This window comes from Paenarthrobacter sp. RAF54_2 (genome assembly GCF_052113945.1).
In the GTDB taxonomy this organism is placed as follows: domain Bacteria; phylum Actinomycetota; class Actinomycetes; order Actinomycetales; family Micrococcaceae; genus Arthrobacter.
The window spans coordinates 1-20,998 of record NZ_JBFRDV010000042.1 but is presented as its reverse complement, the minus strand read 5'-3'; the positions used below and the strand labels follow the sequence as shown (position 1 = coordinate 20,998).

Below are 20,998 nucleotides of genomic sequence, written 5' to 3'. Positions count from 1 at the left end.
AGCCCGCGGGCGTTTCGCGGGCCCATCTTCCGCAGGCTGTCGCCCTGGTTCGGGCGCTCAATCTTGATCACCTCGGCACCGTGATCGCCCAGCAGGCTTGCCGCGAATGGCCCTGCAATCACGTGTCCGAACTCAAGTACCCGGATTCCTTCCAAGGAGGACATAACTTCTCTTCTCGTAGTCTTTAGCTAAATACGGCCAGCAGTGAGTCTGTACTCCGAAGCACGCTCCAGAGTCGCCCGGGCTGAAACGCCATGTGCGGTATCGATCATCTGACCCTCAAGGGCAAGAGCCCCGCGGCGCTCCGCGTGGGCCTGTTCCAGAGCATGCAAGACCCGTTCGGCCCTCTCTATCTCTTCACTGCTGGGACCGAACGTCGTGTTTGCAGCCAACACATGGGATGGATGTATCAGTGTTGCTCCGGCGTAACCGATATTTCGTGCCTGCTGCAGCTTCTCCTGCATCTCCTCTTCACCATGGCCCACTGAGGCCGAGACCATGGCATAGGTTGCGCAGCCGGCGGCCCGGCCTTCGAGCTGAACGTAGGAAAGCAGGAACAGAGTCTCCAGACCGGATCTCGTTGGCGTGAAGCCGACCGACCGTGCAACGTCGCCGTCCGGAATCGTGCCTGTCATAAGGCTCTTAACACGTTCGTCGCAGCTGCCCAGTTCGAAGGCATTGCGGATACCTGCAGCAGTCTCCAGCATCACGTGCACATCAAGTGCCCTGGCCCGGTTCGAGTTCCGCTCGAAGAGCCTGACCGTGTTTATCAGCATCTTCAGGTCATCGACGCTTTCCGCCTTCGGAACCACCACCCCAGAACAGGGGGAGGCAACAATGGCCTCGATGTCCTCCAGAAGATGGCCCGAATGTATCTCATTCATCCGGACCAGCAGTTGCACGTCACCGTGGTCACTGACCCCGATTGATTTCAGGGCCTGCCTTGCGGCAGGCTTATCTGCTTCAGCAACAGCATCTTCCAGATCGAGGATGAGAGCGTCCGCTCCGGCCTGGACACCACTGCTGATCCACCTAAGCTTCGTGGCCGGAATAAACAGCAGTGACCTGAAAAGCTGACGCGCATTGGTCTCACCAGTCTTGGTTGAGATTGTCATCGGGCTCCCGTGCAAATCGGACGGACGCTGGCCATTCAACGCCCATCAAGTGGTGACTCTGACCGTTTTCACGCCGGTGATTCGAGTCGAAGGTCATTGAAACCATCTTCCTCAGTGATGACATGCCATAGCAAATGACAATTCCTGATATCTCCATCACCCCTGAACATCAACCGGCCTGCGCCGCCGCGGCCGCCAAAGTGCGTTCGTGGGGCGGCCGCCGCGGCCCGTGTTACAGTTCCCAAACCCGTGGAGTGATGGGCATCGCTGGCCGAGCCGATCGGCAGGTCGAGTTGGTACGGCCCCAAGAACTCAGTCTTCAGCCCCCACAAACATCTGCGCCACCTTAGCGAAGTGAGGTGCCTGTGCCGCACTCGCAGAGCGTATTGAGTCCTTCCGCATCAACTTGCACGCATAAAGGGTCGGAGGATCATTTCCCGGTGAAGAGTACGCCTATGTTCGTTAGTGAAAGGAAAGACTCGTGGCTGTCAAAGTGCCTGGTCCTGAGTTAGTGAATGCCCTGGCCCCAAGTGGAGTGCTGCGTGCGGCCATCAATTTGGGAAACCCGGTCTTGGCTCAAGGGGACGCAGTTCGGCCCAGCGGCATAACGGTTATTCTTGCTCGCGAAATGGCCACTTGGCTGGATTGCCCCGTTCATTTCGTGTGCGTCGAAGCCGCCCGTGACGCTTACAGTGCCATGGTTGAGCGAACGGCAGATGTATGCTTCCTGGCCAATGAGCATAAGCGACGCGAGCATGTTGCCTTCACTCCGCCCTACGTGGTTCTCGAGGGCGTGTATGCAACGCGACCACAGGCCCCGTTCGAAGACGCGACGCAGGTTGATAGAGCTGGAGTGCGTATCGCGGTACGGCGCGGCTCAGCATACGACCTCTACCTGACGCGAACGATAAACGAAGCTCAGCTAGTACGTGCGGAGTCGGAGACGGATGCATACGTCCAGAAGGGGCTGGAGGTTGTTGCCGGCGTTCGACAGCCTCTGACGGCTTATGCCTCTTCTTCCGGGGACCGCATCCTAGAGCCGCCATTTATGCGAATACAACAATCAATCGGGCTTCCGCGGGACACTTCTGATGAGCTCGTCCAAGCAGTCGCCGACTGGCTTGACTACATCAAGTCCACGTTACTGATTCGTCAAGAGCTCAAGCGGATAAAAGAAGGAATCTAGCCTCTTCTGATGGTGCGCCAGGGGGAGTACTTGGAAATGCACCATGTCGGAGCGTCATGGCGCCATCAGAATAAATGAATAGTCAGCGCTTTCCATCACGAGCTACTATGGCAATTGTCCCGGTTTGCATGTGTGCAAATAGACACCGGACCGAGGAACTGAAGCCTAAATTCCATCGTTTCCACTACCGAAGAATAAAAAGAGGAGCTGCATCCCAGTGAGGTCTCGGATTCATCATGTGAACATTCCTGCTCTCAGGTTTGAACAAACAATCGCCTTTTATCAGGACATTTTTGATTTGGTCAATTTGAACCCAAATTTCGCGACTGATTACAACCAGCGCGGGGGAACCCGTTTCGTAGGCCCGGAGACAGCGGAAACATCAGACGGAGCCGAGTGGCCTACCATTCACATCTCTGAATCCACTCCTCAGTACGCAAAGGCCGTGAGTGAGTTGGGGATCAACCCTCGACTAAATGGGCATATCGCGATAGCAGTCGACGATATTGAGGAAGTAAAGTCCCGTCTTTCTGCCGCAGGCATCTTCTATGTCGAGGCCGGGCGCTGGGCTGTTCAGGACTACCATCAGATCTACACTTACGACCCCTCAATGAATCTCATCGAGATCAACCAAGCATTCTGACAGTACGGCACGACAGGCCAAACCGGATAGAGGCGTCGAACCGTCATCGTCCCAGTGGGCGTGCAGCCAGATCCTTCTCCGTCCCGCGGAATTCTCCGTGGCTCCGTAGCAGGCCTGCCTTGCATCAACTCACTACGTGTGGAGACGCGAATTTATGGACTTGTTTTTGGCTGGCAAGAGTGCCATCGTCACAGGAGCGAGTAAGGGGATCGGGCTTTCAGTGGCAACCGCCCTGGCTCGAGAAGGCGCTAAAGTCACGATGGTCGCGCGCAGTGGCGATCTTCTGGACCGTGCATGCGCTCAGATTCGCTCAGATGGCGGCCAGGCGCTGGCCGTATCCGGAGATACAACGAACGAGGCGGCCATCAGCGAAGTGGTTGCCGCGACCCTGCGGGAGTTCGGAAGCGTTGACATACTTGTGAACGCGGCCGCCCAGGCTGCCGATATGACGAAGTCCGCCGCCATCAAAGACCTGCGCGGGGCGGACCTGCTGCATGAGATGGACACCAAGGTGCTCGGCTATCTCCGGTGCGCCCAAGCTGTGGTTCCCCATATGGCCAAGTCCGGGTGGGGGAGAATAATCAATGTTGCCGGCCTGGGTGCACGGTCAACAGGGTCTGCGTTCAACTCGATCCGCAATGTCTCTGTTGCAGCCATGACCAAGAATCTCGCAGACGAGCTGGGTGAGTCGGGTATTAACGTCATCGCAGTTCATCCAGGCATGACGGTAACAGAACGGACCGAGGATCTGCTTGAGCGTATGGCCGTAGCCAGTGGTGAGGACGTGCCTGCGGTGCAGGAGCGTCTGGATAGCGCCATCTCCATTGGCCGGATGGTCACGTCCGCCGAAGTTGCAGACATCATCGCCTTCCTCTGCTCTCCACGCAGCGTCGCTATCACAGGCGACTCGCTCCCGGTGGGCGGCGGCCAGCGCGGTGTGATCCACTACTGACAGACTGCGTGCGAGTCCGGACTGCCGCAACCATGACAAGGCCGCGCATAACGTCCGCACCGCGGGATGGCTGTGCAGTCGTTGTGGGCGGCCCAAGGTTATGGTGAAGCGGTTCCCATGAGCGTGGCCGAGGGCCACTCGCCTGACAAAACCAGTCGCCGGGATACTTGGAGTAGCTCTGCGGCGACTGCCTCGACAGCACGAGGTATCCGGGCCGTCCGCGGCAGGCCAATTACCACAGAGCGGGAAACGCTCGGCTCTGAAAGAGGAGCCCCGCTGAGCTTGCCTTGTTGTATGTCTCGGGCCACACCAGCAGCGGGCAGGATAGTCCAGCCCCGACCAGCCATCACCATCTGCTTCTGAATGTTCAACGAATTGGTTTCGACAATGATTTTCGGCTCGAGAGGGATGTCCGCACGTGCCTTGTCGATGAGAGTGCGCATACTGTGTCCCACGGTTGGGAGGATGAGTGGTTCGCGGAGTACCCGCTCCCAGGTTCCCTGCTCTGGCGATAGTAAGCCCGCGCTGGGCGGTGCAACAGCCCAGAGGAGCTCATTGAGCAACGGCTGCACTCGCATCGCCGTCGTATCTGACACATTGTAAAGTAGGGCGACGTCGACGATGCCGTCGTCCAACCATTCGTTGAGATGGCGAGAGACGCCTGACAACAGGTGGAGCTGCACTCCTGGCAACTTCTCTGCTACCGCGTCGACAAGCGCGGGGACTATCAGATCCAATAGACTCTCGAGCACCCCTACAGAAACCAGTCCGGAAACTTCTCCCGGCACTGGAGTCAGTTCGGATCGTGCACGTTCCAACTCTTGCAGCGCACGGCGGGCATGAGAGAGGAAGACTTCGCCGGCTGACGTCAGGACCATGCCATGACGTGTGCGCTCGAAGAGCACGACGCCCAATTCGTCCTCAAGTGTCTTTATCTGCCGCGTCACGGCCGGCTGCACGAGATGCAACAGCTGAGCTGCGCGGGTGACGCTCTCGACTTCGGCCACGGTAACCATGGCAATGAGCTGCTTCATCTCCATAGAAACTCCTTGGCTGGAAAGGCGCATGCCAACGGTAACACAATGTCCAGGTTTGAAATGGGACGGCTCCAATCGGTACCTCATCATCTGGAGTGTCGCATTTTTCAAATTTGGTGGAATCTTTTTCGGCAACAACTGAGCGGTAAAGCGAAAAGTGTAATGCCCATTGTTGTTACATGAGCTACCGCCGGGGCAGCTTAGGTGACAACAACGTCTGTTCGCCTGTCCTCTGCCGGGCGGCGTGCGTTTTCATGACATGGAATACCAGAGCCGCGAACACCGCCGCGCAAAGGAGCGCTCCTATTGCAAAGGTCGTACTTATTCCGAACCCGGTCGGGTGCCTGGTCGGCGCCATGTTGGCCGCGAGCACTGCTCCCGCGATCGCTGTACCGAAGGAACTGCCCACCGTGCGCAGGACTTGGTTAAAGCTCACCGAGCTGCCCAATTCTGCGGTGGCGACGCTGCGTGCGATGAGCGCCGGCATAGCGGCGTAGCTGGCGCCCATTCCCAAGCCGAATACCAGTGTTCCGACCAGGATTTCCCAGAGCTCCGTGTGGGCGAGCCATAGGAGCGTGCCGGATGCCATCACGGTACCTGCGCCTATTGGCAGCAACATCGTAAGGGGGATCCGGCGTGATAGCAGGCGAACGAGACGGTTGGCGGCGAAGCTTCCCACCGAAAGAGGGAACATCACAAACCCGGCCCAGAACACGGGCAGGGCGATGCCGTAGCCCGTAGAAGCCGGTGCTTGTGCAACGAGACTGGAAATCGATAAGCCTATGTATAAGGCAGCGCCCAGCCCCATGGCTGCGCAGTTGGCCAGCAGTACCTCCCCATTTCGGAGAACACGAAGATTGACCAACGGATGGCGCTTCCTTAGCCCGGTCCCGACCCAAGCTGTCAAGATAACCGCCGTGAAGATGAATACCGCAATTGTCCACATTGACGCCCACCCCCAACTGGCCCCTTCACTGACACCAAGGAGCAGGCCGGCCAGACCCAGGCCCAGCAGAGCCACTCCCTGGTAGTCGAGTGGCGTCCGGGCTGCCTGCGCATCCGCCCCGGCAGGGATGGCTTTGAGCACCACCACGAACGCCGTAACCACGAACAGCGCGGCAAACCAGAACGCAAACCGAAAGTCGAAGAGTCCGGCAATGACTCCGGTCAGGGGATAGCCGACGCCGAGGCCGGTCGCCACAGTCACGGAAAGGCTGGATATGGAGACCTGTACTTTTTCTGCGGGGACGTAGCGGCGGGCGAGGGCGATTGTCACCGGAACGATCGCATAAGTGAGGCCTTGAAGAGCGCGTCCAATCAGAAACACCGTGAAGTTAGGTGCCAAGGCAGCTAGTACGGACCCCATGAAGATAACCGCCAGCGAGGAGAGGAGGAGCCTCTTCTTGTGGGGGCCGTCGCTGAGCCGCCCCAGGACAGGAGTTGCAACAGCACCAACTAAGAGGTTTATGGTCAGCATCCACTGCGCCGTGCCGACTGGAACGTCCATTTCAGCTGCAATGGACGGCACCAGCAACATTCCTAGCGAACTCACGACCGCCGTGGAAAGGGCCGCAAAAATTAGCGCTGGCACCAGCCTCAGCGGTCTCGTTGGTTCACGCACTGGACGCCTTCCATTTCGGTTTCAGTAGAGCGGTCCTCCCACTTCGAGACCCTTATTGCTTGGGCAAAAAAACGCCCTTGCCGTCACTCTGACGGTCGAACCACTGGTACGCCTCTGCAGCCTCGCTCAGCGTCCAGCGCTCGGTGAACAGAGCGTCGACATCAATACTGCGCTCCAGCACGAAATCCGCGAGGTGTGCCATCTGCACGGATGAGAGAGTCCAGGAAGTCTTGGCCGTAATCTGCTTGGTCAGTTGCTCTGTCATGTCAACCTGCAGGGAGGCTCCTCGCCCGATCCAGCACACGGCGCCCCAAAGGCCCAGTACCTGCAAGGCCTGCTGGGTAGCGATCGGAGCAGCCGATGTCTCAAGGCTTTTAGTGGCGCCGCGGCCGCCCGTAAGAGCGAGGACGGCGTCTTGGACTGAGTCGACGTCGCGGGGATTGATGATCTCCGCGGCTCCGAAGTCCTGCGCACGCTGCAGCCGCTTCGGTTCGATATCGAGGGCGATAACCTTGGCGCCCATCGCCGTCGCCAATTGCGTCGCGGAGAGGCCGACGGGACCCTGCCCGAAAATGGCGATAGTGTCGTCTCCTCGCACATTGATCATCTCCAGGGCGCCCCACGCCGTGCCTGTACCGCAACTGATGGCAGCCGCCGCCTGGAAGGACAGCCCTTCCGGAAGGGGCATAACGCTGGCGAACGGCATCTTGATGAAGTCCGCATGACCGCCATGTAAATTCAAAGCCAGTGCGCGTAACTCCTGCCGGCAGAGATGTGTCCACCCCGAGCGGCATTGGTCGCAGCGGCCGCAGCCGATGTAGTGGTGAATCATCACCGGGCGCCCGATCCACGATTCAGGTACCAACTCACCGGCGGCGACGATTACTCCGGCCGGCTCGTGACCGGCAATCACGTTGGGCACTGAACCTTCGGGTTTGCGATACTCGTGCAGATCCGAGCCGCACATACCTGACGCCCGCACCTCTACAACCACGTCCTCAGGACCGGGAGTGGGGTCGGGGAAATGCTGTAACTCGAGTTCGCGGTCGCCGCGGAAAATGACTCCTTGCATCGGATTCTCCTTGATTCTTCTCAGATGGATGTGTGCAGGTGCCGTCAGTGCGTAGGGGTGTCCAGCAACGTCGCTGACGGCCACGTGCCGGAGTTCACCAGATCACGTGAGACGCGGAACAATTCGGAATTGACGGCCCGGACGGCCCTGGAAATGCGAGTTGCTCGCTGCAATCCAACTACGACGGAACGCGACAGGCTCGGCTCGGCCAGTGGTGCAGCACTGAACTTCCCCTCCTCAACGTCCCGGGCCACCCCCGCTCCGGGCAGGATGGTCCACCCGCGCCCTGCGAGGACCATCTGCTTTTGAACGCTCATTGAGTTCGTCTCGAGAGAGATTTTCGGTTCAATTGGAATATCTGAGCGGGCCCTGTCGATGAGCGTGCGCAGACCGTGGCCGACTATCGGCAGGATCAACGCTCGACTCAGCACCCTGTGCCATGTGACATCCTCTGTGGGCACAAGCCCTGCGTCAGCGGGAGCTACGGCCCAGAGACGCTCGGACAGCAGCGGTTTGACGCGCATCGCTGGCGTATCTGCGAGGTTATAGAGCACTGCAATGTCGACAACGCCGTCGTCCAGCCAATTCTGCAGGTAGCCGGAGAACCCGGACATCACCCGGAGCTCCACGCCAGGGAATCTGGCTGCAACAGAACTGGCAAGAGGGGGAACTATTACATCAAGCAGACTCTCCAGCACACCCACCGATACCGGCCCGGTGATTTCGCCTGTCTGCGGAGTTAGCTCTGTGCGCGCGCGTTCTAACTCCTGGAGCGCGCGACGGGCGTGAGAGAGGAAGACTTCGCCAGCTGAGGTGAGAACCATACCGTGACGCGTCCGATCAAAGAGGACGACGCCCAGTTCGTCCTCCAGCGTCTTGATTTGCCGGGTCACGGCAGGCTGCACGATATGCAGCATCTGAGCGGCGTAGGTGACACTCCCAGCCTCGGCGACGGTCACCATGGCAATCAGCTGCTTCATCTCCATGTGGCATCCTTGTGAATCGGCAGTTCTTTCACGTCGTTGACGGGCACCTCTTGGGGGACGAAGTTTATGGTGCCAAGAGCACTTTTGAGGCTTGTCGCGTTGCTGTGAGATGGATGGCGTGGTCCAGTTCATCCAGGCCAACTGTTTTGACGTCTATCGCTGCGAGGCCGGTAGCCCTGGCCAGCATGTGCGGCACGTCTTTCCAGTCGGAGATGTCGTGTGCCCGTGCACCGACGAGGCTTTTCTCAGTCATGGCGAGCCTGCCCGAGTTGATCTCGACGGGCTGCGCAGGGAGCCCCACGCAGACGATTGTTCCGCCCGGGGCGGCGAGTTCGACTGCCAGTGAAACGGCGGACGCATGGCCGGCTGTCTCGAACACGACGTCGAAAGTGCCGGCGACTTTATCGGTATCGCGGCCGACGACCCTTACCGCATCCACTCCCATGGAAGACGCCAGCTCCAATTGGTGCAGATCAGCTTCGGTGCCGACAGCTGTCGTGGATACGCCGCTCTCAGCCCCCAAAGCTGCGATCGTCATCAGCCCTACGGATCCAGGACCGACAACCGCGACCTTCATGCCGGGCCGTACAGAGCCCCGCTTCAGTGCGTGCAGGCCCACTGCAAAGGGCTCCGCGAGGGCCGCCACGGTATCAGGGACTTCGTCCGGGACGATAGCAACATTGCGCTGGGGCACGACGAAACGCTCGGCGAATACACCATCAACGTCCAATCCCAGAACCTTAAGACGCTGGCAAAGCATGGAGCGCCCCGCCAGGCAGGGAGGACATGCACCGCAAACGACATGCCCGGATCCTACGACTCTGGAGCCGACTGGCAGTCCGCTTCCTGGCGTTGACGCGACGACTCGTCCCAGATATTCATGTCCGATGATCTGCGGGAAATTGGGCCGGTAAGTCGCCTGCGCTGCTGCGTTCCACTCAACGAAGGACACATCCGTACGACACAAGCCGCCGTAAATCAGTTCTAGAAGAACCTCGCCTTCACCCATTTGAGGCACCGGAACATCGCGGAGCTCCACACCGCCCGGGGCAGCTTCTTTCTTTACAAGGGCTCGCATGGTTCCTCCTGAAATCAAACTCTACGAAGTTGGCTGGTCCAGCCCGGAAAGAGCTGCAGCACGACTGACTGCACGTCACGCAAGGGCGGTCCCTGGAGGAATCAATGACTCCGGCTCTGTGCCAGCGGCCGCATTCCTTTCGCCTTGCCCGGACCAACACGACCCATACTGCACAGGTATACCGCCCTTAGACAAATAGCGATCCTTGATGCCCACATCAGTTCGCTAGATGCACAACCCGTGGAGCTTGATGCCCCAATGCCGGGAGCTTATGCAAACATCACAAATCATCATTTGTGTACCAGTTTTTCGCATTACATTATGGAGCGGGGCTGTGAGTCAGCTCACGCACATGCGAAAGGTATTCCCTTTTCCGACTCGGCCCCATTACGCGTAAGCAAAGCTTGCTGGCTCCCTGCGATTACTTTCAAATTGCAATTACTTTCAAACCGCGGGTGCTGCCAAAGTTGCGACGCCCAGCCACAGAAGAAGAAAGATGGGTTCACTTATGACCACACATACCGCCGTCAACCCGGATCTCGATAACCATTCGGAAACGGTCATCAGGAAAAGGGAGCAGACCCGGGGCCCAATGCCAGTCGTCGAAGCAGCGTCACTGCTGCCCGTTCAGGATTCCGTCACGTGGTAAGCGGTCAAGCGGAGGCGTTGGAAGCCACGAAGCGCCGTGGGCACACCCGCCGCGTGGCATTCGCAACCGCCGCGGGAGCGATGGTCGAAAGCTACGACTTCGGCATCTATGGCTTTGCGGCCGCCTTCGTCTTTCCGCATACATTTTTCCCATCCCTTGGGTCCTCCGCGGCCATCGTGGCATCTATGGCAACTCTGGGAGTCGCCTTTGTGACGCGACCAGCTGGGGCCATTCTCTTCGGATATCTCGGCGACCGCTTCGGCAGGAAGAAAACCCTCATTGCGACTGTCCTCGGCATGGGCTTTTGCACGGTGGCAATGGGCCTGGTTCCCTCTGCGCAGAGCATCGGTATTGCGGCACCGATCATCGTGGTGGGTCTGCGCGCCTTTCAGGGCCTGGCCTTCGGAGGCGAGTGGGCCGGGGCACAGCTCTTCGCGACCGAACATGCGCCCCCTGGCCGTCGCGGGCTGTACGGGATGTTCCCTCAAGTGGGCAATGGCTTGGCGAACGTGTTGGGGCCATTGACGCTGCTAGGCGTCAGTTCATTCGGGCAAAGCGCCTTCCAAGAGTGGGCTTGGAGGATACCCTTCCTTGGCAGCGGAATCCTGGTCCTGGTCGCTTTTTACATTCGCCTAAAGGTTGAGGAAACGCCTGTATTCGCGAAAGAGCAAATTGGGGGGAAAGTGACACCGCCGCCACTTTGGGGGGCAATGAAGCGGCAGCCCTGGACGATCATGCTGTCCGCAGGCGCACTCCTTATCACGTTTGCATTCTATTTCAGTGTCCAGACGTTCATTCCCCACTATGGCGTGGAAAATCTCGGATTTTCGCAAGACGAAGTTCTGGGTGTGACGGCTCTTGCTGGTCTTATTTACGGCGCCTCCGCTTGTGTCAGCGCCGTGATCTCAGACAAGTATGGTCGCCGACCAGTGGTTGCTGTGACGCAGGTGTTCGGCGTGGTTTGGGGCTTGGCTCTCTTTCCAGTTCTCGCAGTGCCAAGTATTGGCACATTTGCCGTGGCGCTGTGTGCCACCACGCTCGTGGCGGGGATCACTCTAGGCGTTCTCGGCGTGATGATCCCTGAGCAATTTCCGACGCAGTATCGCTATACAGCGGTGGGAGTCTCGTATCAGCTGGCGGCAGTAGTCGGTGGCGGGATCATTCCAATCGTCGCGCCCGTCCTGACGGCGTCATCGTACGGCCCCATGGCGTTCGGGGTTGTCCTTGCTGTCATTGCAGCGATCGCGGCGCTCTGCACCCTTGCCCTGAAGGAGGGGCGGAATAAAAGCATGGATTGGAGTATGGATTGACGCAGAGCAAGGTCCGGTCGCCACTGGCGTAGGTCTCAAAACTGTCGTCGATTTCGACCTCTTTTGTTGGAATGCGATCGCAGCCAACGCACACGGTCACCAGCAAATGAAGGGATGAGCGGAAAGCATGGACCCATCACAAATTGTCATTTGCCGCCCACTCTGTTCACGGTTCATGATGGGACTTAACCCACTGTGATCCCAGTCACGGGAGTTAAAAGGGCACCAGCCCTCTCAACAGTTTCGAGTACGCCGGCTTCTCCTTAATCGAGGCCAGCGGCGTTGGATGGAGAAGCAAACAGTATGGCTACCCACGATTTCACAGGCAAAGTTGCGATGGTGACCGGCGGCGGTAGCGGCATGGGACGTTCCACCGCAATCGCCTTTGCAGCGGCTGGGGCGCGTACTGTCGTCGTTGACTTGTCGGAAGAATCCGCCCGGGCGACCGCAGACCTCATCCTGGAACAGGGCGGTGAGGCAATCGCTGTGAGGTGCGACGTAACCCGGAGCGAAGACGTAAAAGCAGCGCTGGAAGAAACGGTCGCGACGTACGGACGTCTCGATGCTGCTTTCAATAATGCCGGGCTCGAGCACGGGCTCATCGCGACGGCGGAGATCCCCGACGCTGAGTTTGATCGAATAGTCGGTGTAAGCCTGAAGGGGGTCTTCCTGAGCATGAAGTTTCAGATCCCGCTCATGCTTGCCAGCGGCGGTGGTGCAATCGTCAACAACTCGTCCGCGGCTGGGCTGAGCGGATTTAAGGGGCAGGCCGCCTATAGTGCCGCCAAGCACGGCATGGTCGGGCTCACTCGGTCAGCTGCACTCGATTACGCCTCGGAAAATGTGCGAATAAACGCCATTTGTCCTGGAATCGTCGACACTCCGATGATGGATCGAGTTACAGGCGGTACCTCGAACGGACGTGCTGCGGTTATCACAATGGAGCCTATTGGGCGTATGGGCCGTCCCGAGGAGATCGCGGATACCGTGCTCTGGTTGTGCTCCGATGCGGCGTCGTTCGTCGTCGGTCATGCATTGTCGGTCGACGGGGGAATGAGCGCAGGCCAATTTGGCGAACGCTAACCACTTCACCCGAAACCGCCCCAAATAATGAAGGAGAACCTGGTGCGTGCCAGTGAATCAACGATTGAATTTCTAACCAACTACTACGCTGCCATGGAGGCGAAGGACATGGCACGGTGCAGAGGGTATTTCACCGACGACATGACAGTCACTTTTGCCAACGCTCCAACGCTCGAGGGCGCGGACGCCTTTGTTGCAACAATTTCCGGTCTGCTTGAACAGATCGAAACGCTTCATCATGACGTCATCGCAGCATGGGAGGAAGACGACGGCGTCTTGATCTTCGAGTCTGTCGCTACCTGGACACTCCTCAATGGCAGCTCCCTGACGATCCCGGCTTGCTCCGTCTGCAGGATGGTCGACGGCAAGTTCTCGGACCAGCAGGTCTATGTGGACAATGCGCCGTTGTTCGCAGCCCTGGAGCAGGATCAGACGGTAGAGGCCTGAGAGTCCATTGCTCGCCGCTGGGTGACCCATCGGCCGGCGTAACCGTCCGGCCAGGGTGAGGACATGCGTCCGTTCTTTATATCTTCACAACCGAAAGTTCAGTCCAGGGACGCCGATGTCTCTTGCCGCTTTGCGAACTCGGCGCCGCAGCCCGGGATCGACGGATTCGCAAAGCGCTTGACGCTGAAAAGAAAAGGTACATTGTGCATAAATACCAACCGATCTCGGGAGTCACCGAGCGGCGGGACTCGGAAACTTCGATATCCCTGCCGGGCCGGTCGACGACGCCTTCCGGCCTAATCACCGATCTAAAGTACAGGTTTCCCGCCCGATACATAGCCAGCTGGGGAGCATTGGTGCTTGCCCTGCTTGTAATTGCCGTCGTGGTTCCCGTTGCACTCCGCCCTGATGGCCTTAGGGTCGCAACGGCACTTGCTGGAGTGCTGGCACTTGCCTCGTTCGGGCAAATGCTTGTGGTGATGCTGGGTGCGATTGATCTTTCTCTTCCTGCAGTCATCACATGCTCTGCAGGAGTAGTGGTGCACTATGGAACGCCGGGGTCCAATCTCCTGGCAGTTGTCGCTGCAGCACTCGCAGTCGCCGTCGTGATTAGCCTTTTGAATTGGTTTTTCATCTCCGTCATCCGACTGAACGCCATCATCGTCACGTTGGCCACCTTTGGCATCGTTACTGGCGGGGTGGTGCTATGGACCGGCACGTCCTTCTCACTCACCGGCCTTGCACCGACAGACCTTCAAAATTTCACCCACTGGTCCGTTCTGAGCCTCAACTCCTCCTTCATCGTTGCGGTCGCCGTGGGCGTCACTATTGCAATAGTTCTGTCCAAGACGCGCGGTGGGCGGCAAGTTGGCGCCATTGGGGCAAACAGGCGGGCGGCGCGGTTCCACGGCATTAAGGTCCGTCGCGTTGAATTCTTTACTTTCGGCGGCGTCGGGCTCCTCTATGGCCTCGCCGGCGTCTTGGTGGCCGGTATTGTCGGGACGCCGGACACCTCGGTAGGCACGCCCTACCAACTCGCCACCATCACCGCGGTCGCTATTGCAGGTACAGCGTTCAACGGCGGGCCTTCCAGCACGGCCAGTGTTCTGTGTGCGTGCTTGTTTTTGCAACTGCTCGATCAAGCTCTTTCCATCTACGGGTTCGCTGCCGGCCCTCGGGTCGTGGCACAGGGTGTCGCCCTCGTCCTCGCGGTATCGGCGATTACCCTCGGGCAATTTGCACTGTCCGGCTTGCGCTGGAGCAACCGCGGTATCCATCGGGGCGGCGAACCAATCCGGGAACAGGGTGTGGAGTCGAAGACGACCCCGCCACTAAATATCAAGGAGACAATATGAAAACTACTGGCGCGGGTCGGACTGAAGTCCGACGGAACCGCTTCTCGATGCCCATTGTGGCTGGCGCAGTCTTTGCGACAATCCTCACGGGCTGTTCGACGACGGCGGGGACTAACACTGGCGGCACTGCTTCGCACGGTGTCCCCTCCGATTTGATCACAGCTTCCTCTGTGGATTCCAAAGAAGTCGCAGCTACGGCGAAGAAGGCGCTCCTGGCCGATGTGCCGGTCTCCGAACTTCCCCCGGTGGTGGCCGACGCGTTCGCAGTAGCGTCAAAGCCATTAACTGACGCTCAGCTGCAGCTGCTCAAGACCTGCTTGAGCCAGCGCTCCTGTGATACTGGGCAGGGAACCCTGACCGTGGCGATCAACGCCGACTTTACGAACAACCCAGTGTGGAGCACCCGCAGGGCTGAAGCGACGGCCCAGGCGCTCGCCTACCCCCAGGTCAAGCGAATTATCTTCACCAGCTCCTCAAGCGGGAACATTGCAGAGGTACTTGCCAACCTGCGAAGCCTCATCGCGCAAAAGGTTGACATTATTGTGGAAGATCCGGTTTTCGGTGGCGCCATTTTGCCGGCTGCGAGGGAAGCAAAGGCCGCGGGCATCACTTTCGTCACCGCAAACTCTCCTCTTCCCCCCGAGGCCGCAGAAATGGTCGCCGCGCAACTTCCCTATGACCTGTGCGGTATCGGCACCAGTGCTGCGAAGAAGATTGTGGCCGACGCGGGAACCGGGTCGAAGTCATATGCCTTTTATACCGGCGTTCCGGGAAATGCCAATGCGGCTGAGTGGCAGCCCTGCGCAGAAAAGGAACTGACGGCGGCAGGCTGGAAACAGGCTGTATCCGGATTCACGCAGTGGACGGGGCAAGGGGAGACTCAAGCTGCCAACGAGCTTCTTGCCTCCGGTAAGGATGTCTCCGCGATGTTCTACGACTACAGCGCTGATGCCTTCCTGCGCCCCTACATCAGTGCAGGCAAGACTCCACCTGCCTCATTTGTCGACACCGCTAACTATTCCGCCTTTGATGTCGCCAACGACGCGAAAAAAGCAGGCCTCAGCACAGCGAACTATGTGTCCAACGGGCACGTTTGGTACGCCCGTATGGGAGTTACCGCCGGGGTCGAGATCAAGCTCGGTGTGATCGTGCCGAACAAGGTGCTCGCACCCGTCCCGGTAGTCGCACTCGCTGACATTCTTGACCAAAACGTAGCGGGGATGCCGTCGAACGTGCCGCTACCAACCCTGCTCAGCCCTGAACTGGCCAAATTGGCTCTCTCTGCCGGCTGAGTCGTGTGTCCGTTGTCGGCCGGGTCCAAATCCGAAAGGCCCGGCCGGCAACCCAAATAACTATGTGCACCTACCCACACAGGGGAGAACTGCTAAAGATGAAAGAACAAATTATGGTGACTCCGGATCACGGGACACGGACTTCGTCGAGTTCTGGCCCGGCCCTGGTTCTGACGAATGTGTCAAAGTCGTTCCCCGGTGTTAGAGCTCTCACGGATGTCGACTTTGATTGCCAGCCTGGCGAGGTGCATGCGCTCGTTGGAGAGAACGGGTCCGGAAAGTCGACGCTGATTAAGATTGCCGCAGGTGTCTTGACGCCGGATAGCGGATCGGTGCTGATCGAAGGAAAATCGCTGTCGCGAGGGGGCATCCGGCAGGCACGGCGGCTAGGCCTCGAGACCGCATATCAGGACACTTCGCTTGTGCCCGAGCTGACTGTCGCAGAGAATATCGCACTATCCTTCGACGCTGTTGGCAAAAAGCGGCCCGGCGACTTGAAGAAACTGTTAACCGCGTACCAGCTGCCCTTCGATCTGTCGGCCACCGTCTCCGCACTGGGGCCGGGAGCCCGTCAACTCCTTGAAGTAGCCCGAGCCATGAGCCATCGCCCGCGGGTGTTGCTACTTGACGAGCCGACTGCAGCCCTGGATATGAGGCTGGCCAGTCACCTGGAGGAACTGGTGCGAACCGCCCGGGACGAGGGCACTGCCATCGTTTACGTCAGCCATCGTTTGGAGGAAGTACGTCGCCTGGCCGATCGGCTGACGGTTCTTCGTGATGGCGTCATCCAAGGGACCCACAGGTCCCACGACTGGCATGTGGATGACATAGTGGAACTCATGGTTGGCGCACCAACCGAACTGGAGTTTCCTCAGCGTAGCAATCGACCGTTGCCCGGACCGCGCCTCGAGGTCCGGGAACTGGCCGGGCCCGACTTCGGCCCTGTGTCGCTCGTGGTCAGGGGCGGGGAGATCGTTGGGGTCGCCGGCGCGGAAGGCAACGGTCAGCGCGCTTTGCTGCGCGGGCTCATCGGGATCAGTCGAAACGATGGCAAAATCGCTGTCGACGGCGAGGTCCTTACTAATCCCAATCCAGCCGCTGCGTTGCATGCAGGCATCAACTTCCAGAGTGGCGACCGGGCCGCCGAGTCCGTTTACGGTCCACTGCCTGTGATGGATAACCTCACGATACAGTCCGCCGAAGCCAACGGCCCGGCCGGTCTCGCTTTGCTCCGCAGGCTGAAGGGCGCGTGGAGCCGCGCGGCGGCCCAGTTCGGTATTGTCGCCGCATCGCCGTTCCAGCCGATCAGTGCACTCTCGGGGGGTAATCAGCAAAAGATCGTTCTTGCACGGACTACCCTGCAAACACCGAAAGTCCTGGTTGTTGACGAACCGACCCAAGGCGTTGACGCACGCGCAAGGATGGACATCTACCGGATGCTCTCAGATGCCGCCGAGGATGGTACCGCTGTTCTCGTAAATTCGTCGGACTCATCTGAATTGGCGGGCTTATGTGACCGCGTCTACGTCATGTCGCGGGGAGAAATCAGCGCCGAACTAGTCGGACCGACAACCGAGGCCGAAATCGTTCGTAGCTTTGTGAGCGCGGGCGGAATAGCGGAGCGGTCGGACTCACGTGCCAGTGGCTCGGCGTGGTTCGCCCGTGCGTTGGGCCGCGTGACACCCTACGTCCCAATCATCGTTCTGCTTCTGCTTTCGGCGCTCCTGGCGATATACACAGGCGCTCACTCGCCCGTCTTTTGGACGGGACCGAATCTGGCCAATCTAATGCTTCTGAGCCTTCCCCTCGCGTTCGTCGCACTGGGACAACAATTCACCTTGCTGTCGGGAGGCTTCGACATATCCGTGGGTGCCACGATGAGTCTCACGGTGGTTCTGGCGTCGATGACGCTTCCTAACCTGAGTCCCGGATCCTTGCTTGTCGCAGTGCCCCTGATCCTTCTTGCAGCGGGACTCGTGGGTGCCTTGAATGCGCTACTGATCGGGCCGCTGAAGGTCAATCCAATCGTTGCCACTATTGCGACGCTTGGCATCATTCAGGGTATCGCCATCGTCCTCCGACCCCAGCCTGGTGGCCTGATCGCTCCTGATCTGGGCACGGCTTTCAGTATGGGCGTGGGCTTTATCCCGGCCCCGTTCATAATTCTAGTAGTCCTCACCGTCGGCCTTGAGCTCTGGCTATACCGCACCCGGGGTGGGCTCGCGCTCCGTGCCGTCGGGTTCAACTCGCAGTCAAGCGATCGCGTCGGGCGACGTTCGGTCCTGGTTCGCTCGGCCGGTCTGATTATCTGTGCACTCGGAGCAGTAGCAGGCGGCATCTGCCTCGCCTCGCTCACCGGAATCGGGACCAACGATGTGGGCGCAGGGTATTCGTTGCCCTGCTTTGCCGCAGTTTTCCTTGGCGGCGCCGTACTCACCGGGGGCCGCGGTTCCTTCATTGGCGCAGTTCTCGGCGCGATCTTCCTTTCCCTGATTGATAACGCGACGCCGTTGCTCAACATCCCAGACGGGGCTAAGCAGACGCTCTACGGAGCCATTTTGATCATCGCGGTAGCCGCCTATGTAGGGGTGGAGCGCCTACGGAATGGTGCAGGCCGAACCAGTGGTAAGCGTTCTCTACGAATTACGGAACAGAAGGTACATGTCTAGTCAGTCAGCCTGGATACGTGTTCCAACATCCTGGGTCGAGAACGCCGCAGCCTGCTGGCGCTCGCAGGCAACAAATCCGCTCTGTCATCGACCCCGTACAAAGCACGAGTAGCCCATATCTGAAACCCCCGCACCACAACTGAAAGGAATTCATCATGGCAGGCGAATACCGTGACCTACGCGCACGAAGGATCGTCACAGGCTTGGACAACCAGGGGCGGTCAACAATCGTAAGCGACGACTTTACAGAAACCCGTCTCGTCACCGACGCCTTCATGCGCAATGACATCTGGCAAGCCAAGGAAGTCCCCGGCTCAGCCCTGGCAGAGAATACGCTTGCCGAAGTCGCCGTCATCCCCCCGCCCCCACTGGGGTACACCTACAACCTCACCGCCTTCCCGCCAGATAGCGAGTGGGACTACGAGGCTGGATATGCGCAAGCGCTGGCGAATGCAGCCGCCTCGGAATCAACCAGTGCCACGGACATCCCGGGCATGCACACCACAGAGACCGTCGATATCGTGACGATTATCTCTGGTGAGCTTTGGGCGATTCTTGAGACCGGTGAGACGTTGCTCAAGCCCGGTGACACGCTCGTCCAGCGTGGCACCAAACACGCTTGGCGAAACAAGGGCGACGTGCCGGCAGTCATGGCGGCCATCCAGATCTCCGCAACCCGGCCGTGAAGGCCTGCGGTCTCTACCGCGACCAAATCGTCTTCCATTTCTAGTCGACGGAATGTCAACGGTCAGGTGAAAGGAAAACACAATGACCACCACACCCCAGCAGAACTTCGCTCCGTCCGAGCAAGCCAAAGGCTTCTTGTCCCGCGACGTCCACCACCTCGTCATCGACGGCCGGAGGGTCCCGGCCGCGTCCGGGAAGACAATGACGACCATCAGTCCGTCGACGGGTGAAGTCTTGGCACAGCTTGCTGCCGGTGACGAGTCCGACGTCGATAGTGCGGTCCTGGCTGCTCGCGAGGCGTTCAAAGGTCAGTGGAGTACGTGGAGCCCCTACGAGCGCCAAGCTCTGCTGACCCGGGTCGCCCAGGTCATGGACGAAAGATTCGAGGAACTGGTCCAGATCGAGGCCATGGACATGGGCGCTCCTGTGTCGAGGCTGCGCAACACCAAGGCCTCGTTGATGAAGATGCTCTCGTTCTTTGCCTCGCAGGCGACCAGCATCAGCGGTGAGACGCTGATGAACGGCATTCCCGGCAACGTCACCACGATGACCCTAAAGGCTCCCGTTGGAGTGATTGGCGGAATCATCCCGTGGAACGGCCCCCTCAACAGCCAGTTCTGGATCATCGGTGCAGTTCTGGCCAGCGGATGCACCGCTGTACTGAAGCCGGCTTCCGAAGCTTCACTGTCTGTGCTGCGGGTGGCCGAAATCCTGCTCGAAGCCGGAGTGCCAGCGGGAGTGATCAATGTCGTCACCGGCTCCGGCAGGGAAGCTGGTCATGCGCTGGCGGCCCACCCGGACGTTGACCGCATCGCTTTCACCGGATCGACTCAGACCGGCCGCAGCATTATTGAGGCGTCCACCGTAAACATCAAAAAGCTGCAGCTGGAACTGGGCGGAAAGTCGGCAGACATCATCTGCTCCGACGCGGATCTGGACAAGGCAGTGCCCGGAGCCGCCATGGGTGTTTTCGCCAACTCCGGGCAGATCTGTTTCGCCGGCACGCGAGTGCTCGTTCAACGGCCCATCGTCGAGGAGTTCACCGAACGGCTGCTGGAGTTTATGCAGACCCTGCGGATCGGCCATAGCCTGGACGCCAGCGCCACGTTGGGCCCCGTCATCTCACAATCCCAGTTGGACACGGTTCTGTCCTACATCGATATCGGCCGAAACGAAGGGGCCGAACTGCTCTCCGGCGGCCAGCGGCTTGAGGGTGACCTCGCGAGCGGATATTTCATGCAGCCGAGCGTCTTCGGTGGCGTGACCAACGAGATGCGGATCGCCCGTGAAGAGATCTTCGGGCCGGTTCTGTCGATCATGCCGTTCGACGACGTGGACGAGGCCATCGCTATCGCAAATGACAGCGAGTACGGCCTCGGGGGAGCGGTGTGGTCACAAAGCCTGTCCACCTCCCTTCGCATAGTCCAAGGGGTGCACACGGGCACGATGTGGGTCAACTGCTACGGCTACATCGACCCGCTAGTCGGATTCAGCGGAACGAAGCTCAGCGGCTACGGCTACAAAGGGACTGCTGCCCATATGGACACTTACCTGTACACCAAGAGTGTCTACATGCAGCTCTGACCTCTTAACGCCGTTGGTTCAGACTCACTGCTGGCCGTATTTAGCTAAAGACTACGAGAAGAGAAGTTATGTCCTCCTTGGATGGAATCCGGGTACTTGAGTTCGGACACGTGATTGCAGGGCCATTCGCGGCAAGCCTGCTGGGCGATCACGGTGCCGAGGTGATCAAGATTGAGCGCCCGAACCAGGGCGACAGCCTGCGGAAGATGGGCCCGCGAAACGCCCGCGGGCT

The 20,998-nt window shown here is 59.3% G+C and carries 20 protein-coding genes; 13 read left to right on the top strand and 7 right to left on the bottom strand.

Annotated elements, in window-relative coordinates:
- A partial coding sequence (locus tag AB4Y87_RS25135; RefSeq protein ID WP_442006949.1) for a CoA transferase occupies window positions 1-164 on the bottom strand: 164 nt, incomplete at its 3' end.
- Between the two features lie 24 nt (window positions 165-188).
- Window positions 189-1,115, bottom strand: a complete 927-nt coding sequence (locus AB4Y87_RS25130; RefSeq protein ID WP_442006946.1) for an HpcH/HpaI aldolase/citrate lyase family protein — start codon at window positions 1,113-1,115, stop codon at window positions 189-191.
- Between the two features lie 481 nt (window positions 1,116-1,596).
- Between AB4Y87_RS25130 and AB4Y87_RS25125 the strand changes: the two genes are divergently transcribed.
- The 3 genes from AB4Y87_RS25125 (at window position 1,597) to AB4Y87_RS25115 (ending at window position 3,896) form a co-directional block, all read left to right on the top strand.
- On the top strand, window positions 1,597-2,301 hold the full coding sequence (locus AB4Y87_RS25125) for a transporter substrate-binding domain-containing protein (RefSeq protein WP_442006945.1): 705 nt from the start codon (window positions 1,597-1,599) through the stop codon (window positions 2,299-2,301).
- Between the two features lie 238 nt (window positions 2,302-2,539).
- Entirely contained in the window at window positions 2,540-2,944 is a 405-nt protein-coding gene (locus tag AB4Y87_RS25120) for a VOC family protein (RefSeq protein WP_442006944.1), read from the top strand.
- 154 nt (window positions 2,945-3,098) lie between these two features.
- Complete coding sequence (locus AB4Y87_RS25115; RefSeq protein WP_442006943.1) at window positions 3,099-3,896, top strand: SDR family NAD(P)-dependent oxidoreductase; 798 nt, start codon at window positions 3,099-3,101, stop codon at window positions 3,894-3,896.
- Between the two features lie 98 nt (window positions 3,897-3,994).
- Here AB4Y87_RS25115 and AB4Y87_RS25110 read toward each other — a convergent pair whose 3' ends face one another.
- The 5 genes from AB4Y87_RS25110 to AB4Y87_RS25090 all read right to left on the bottom strand — a co-directional run bounded on the left by AB4Y87_RS25110 (window position 3,995) and on the right by AB4Y87_RS25090 (window position 9,690).
- Window positions 3,995-4,936 (bottom strand): LysR family transcriptional regulator, encoded by a 942-nt coding sequence (locus AB4Y87_RS25110; protein WP_442006942.1) that lies wholly within the window; start codon window positions 4,934-4,936, stop codon window positions 3,995-3,997.
- Window positions 4,937-5,117: 181 nt separating this feature from the next.
- Window positions 5,118-6,524 (bottom strand): MFS transporter, encoded by a 1,407-nt coding sequence (locus AB4Y87_RS25105; RefSeq protein WP_442006948.1) that lies wholly within the window; start codon window positions 6,522-6,524, stop codon window positions 5,118-5,120.
- A gap of 82 nt (window positions 6,525-6,606) precedes the next feature.
- Window positions 6,607-7,626, bottom strand: a complete 1,020-nt coding sequence (locus tag AB4Y87_RS25100; protein ID WP_442006941.1) for a zinc-dependent alcohol dehydrogenase family protein — start codon at window positions 7,624-7,626, stop codon at window positions 6,607-6,609.
- A gap of 44 nt (window positions 7,627-7,670) precedes the next feature.
- Window positions 7,671-8,612, bottom strand: coding sequence for a LysR family transcriptional regulator (locus tag AB4Y87_RS25095; RefSeq protein ID WP_442006940.1), 942 nt, complete (start codon window positions 8,610-8,612; stop codon window positions 7,671-7,673).
- 64 nt (window positions 8,613-8,676) lie between these two features.
- Window positions 8,677-9,690: a zinc-dependent alcohol dehydrogenase gene (locus tag AB4Y87_RS25090; protein WP_442006939.1), complete on the bottom strand. Its 1,014-nt coding sequence runs from the start codon at window positions 9,688-9,690 to the stop codon at window positions 8,677-8,679.
- 508 nt (window positions 9,691-10,198) lie between these two features.
- On the opposite strand from AB4Y87_RS25090, the gene AB4Y87_RS25085 reads away from it, so the two are divergent.
- The 10 genes from AB4Y87_RS25085 to AB4Y87_RS25040 form a co-directional block, all read left to right on the top strand.
- A complete protein-coding gene (locus AB4Y87_RS25085) occupies window positions 10,199-10,339 on the top strand; it encodes a hypothetical protein (protein ID WP_442006938.1) in 141 nt (46 codons plus the stop codon).
- Window positions 10,333-11,649, top strand: coding sequence for an MFS transporter (locus tag AB4Y87_RS25080; RefSeq protein WP_442006937.1), 1,317 nt, complete (start codon window positions 10,333-10,335; stop codon window positions 11,647-11,649). The genes AB4Y87_RS25085 and AB4Y87_RS25080 overlap by 7 nt, the downstream gene beginning before the upstream one ends.
- Before the next feature lie 303 nt (window positions 11,650-11,952).
- Window positions 11,953-12,732: a glucose 1-dehydrogenase gene (locus AB4Y87_RS25075; protein WP_442006936.1), complete on the top strand. Its 780-nt coding sequence runs from the start codon at window positions 11,953-11,955 to the stop codon at window positions 12,730-12,732.
- A 42-nt stretch (window positions 12,733-12,774) separates the two neighbouring features.
- On the top strand, window positions 12,775-13,179 hold the full coding sequence (locus AB4Y87_RS25070; protein WP_442006935.1) for a nuclear transport factor 2 family protein: 405 nt from the start codon (window positions 12,775-12,777) through the stop codon (window positions 13,177-13,179).
- Between the two features lie 356 nt (window positions 13,180-13,535).
- Window positions 13,536-14,534 carry an ABC transporter permease gene (locus AB4Y87_RS25065; protein ID WP_442006934.1) on the top strand — a complete coding sequence of 333 codons (999 nt, stop codon included), beginning with the start codon at window positions 13,536-13,538 and terminating at the stop codon, window positions 14,532-14,534.
- A complete protein-coding gene (locus AB4Y87_RS25060; RefSeq protein ID WP_442006933.1) occupies window positions 14,531-15,826 on the top strand; it encodes a sugar ABC transporter substrate-binding protein in 1,296 nt (431 codons plus the stop codon). The genes AB4Y87_RS25065 and AB4Y87_RS25060 overlap by 4 nt, the downstream gene beginning before the upstream one ends.
- A gap of 62 nt (window positions 15,827-15,888) precedes the next feature.
- Window positions 15,889-18,495, top strand: coding sequence for an ATP-binding cassette domain-containing protein (locus AB4Y87_RS25055; protein WP_442006932.1), 2,607 nt, complete (start codon window positions 15,889-15,891; stop codon window positions 18,493-18,495).
- A 155-nt stretch (window positions 18,496-18,650) separates the two neighbouring features.
- On the top strand, window positions 18,651-19,181 hold the full coding sequence (locus tag AB4Y87_RS25050; protein WP_442006931.1) for a cupin domain-containing protein: 531 nt from the start codon (window positions 18,651-18,653) through the stop codon (window positions 19,179-19,181).
- Between the two features lie 82 nt (window positions 19,182-19,263).
- Window positions 19,264-20,766, top strand: a complete 1,503-nt coding sequence (locus tag AB4Y87_RS25045; RefSeq protein WP_442006930.1) for an aldehyde dehydrogenase family protein — start codon at window positions 19,264-19,266, stop codon at window positions 20,764-20,766.
- A gap of 68 nt (window positions 20,767-20,834) precedes the next feature.
- Window positions 20,835-20,998, top strand: a 164-nt coding sequence (locus tag AB4Y87_RS25040) for a CoA transferase (protein ID WP_442006947.1), incomplete at its 3' end; no start/stop codon positions are given.

Bases quoted from the DNA above. Each gene is read 5' to 3' on its own strand.
- AB4Y87_RS25090 (WP_442006939.1), bottom strand. From the start codon at position 9,690: ATGCGAGCCCTTGTAAAGAAAGAAGCTGCCCCGGGCGGTGTGGAGCTC.
- AB4Y87_RS25085 (WP_442006938.1), top strand. From the start codon at position 10,199: ATGACCACACATACCGCCGTCAACCCGGATCTCGATAACCATTCGGAA.
- AB4Y87_RS25045 (WP_442006930.1), top strand. From the start codon at position 19,264: ATGACCACCACACCCCAGCAGAACTTCGCTCCGTCCGAGCAAGCCAAA.
- AB4Y87_RS25095 (WP_442006940.1), bottom strand. From the start codon at position 8,612: ATGGAGATGAAGCAGCTGATTGCCATGGTGACCGTCGCCGAGGCTGGG.
- AB4Y87_RS25130 (WP_442006946.1), bottom strand. From the start codon at position 1,115: ATGACAATCTCAACCAAGACTGGTGAGACCAATGCGCGTCAGCTTTTC.
- AB4Y87_RS25055 (WP_442006932.1), top strand. From the start codon at position 15,889: ATGTGCACCTACCCACACAGGGGAGAACTGCTAAAGATGAAAGAACAA.
- AB4Y87_RS25100 (WP_442006941.1), bottom strand. From the start codon at position 7,626: ATGCAAGGAGTCATTTTCCGCGGCGACCGCGAACTCGAGTTACAGCAT.
- AB4Y87_RS25050 (WP_442006931.1), top strand. From the start codon at position 18,651: ATGGCAGGCGAATACCGTGACCTACGCGCACGAAGGATCGTCACAGGC.
- AB4Y87_RS25110 (WP_442006942.1), bottom strand. From the start codon at position 4,936: ATGGAGATGAAGCAGCTCATTGCCATGGTTACCGTGGCCGAAGTCGAG.
- AB4Y87_RS25075 (WP_442006936.1), top strand. From the start codon at position 11,953: ATGGCTACCCACGATTTCACAGGCAAAGTTGCGATGGTGACCGGCGGC.
- AB4Y87_RS25060 (WP_442006933.1), top strand. From the start codon at position 14,531: ATGAAAACTACTGGCGCGGGTCGGACTGAAGTCCGACGGAACCGCTTC.
- AB4Y87_RS25115 (WP_442006943.1), top strand. From the start codon at position 3,099: ATGGACTTGTTTTTGGCTGGCAAGAGTGCCATCGTCACAGGAGCGAGT.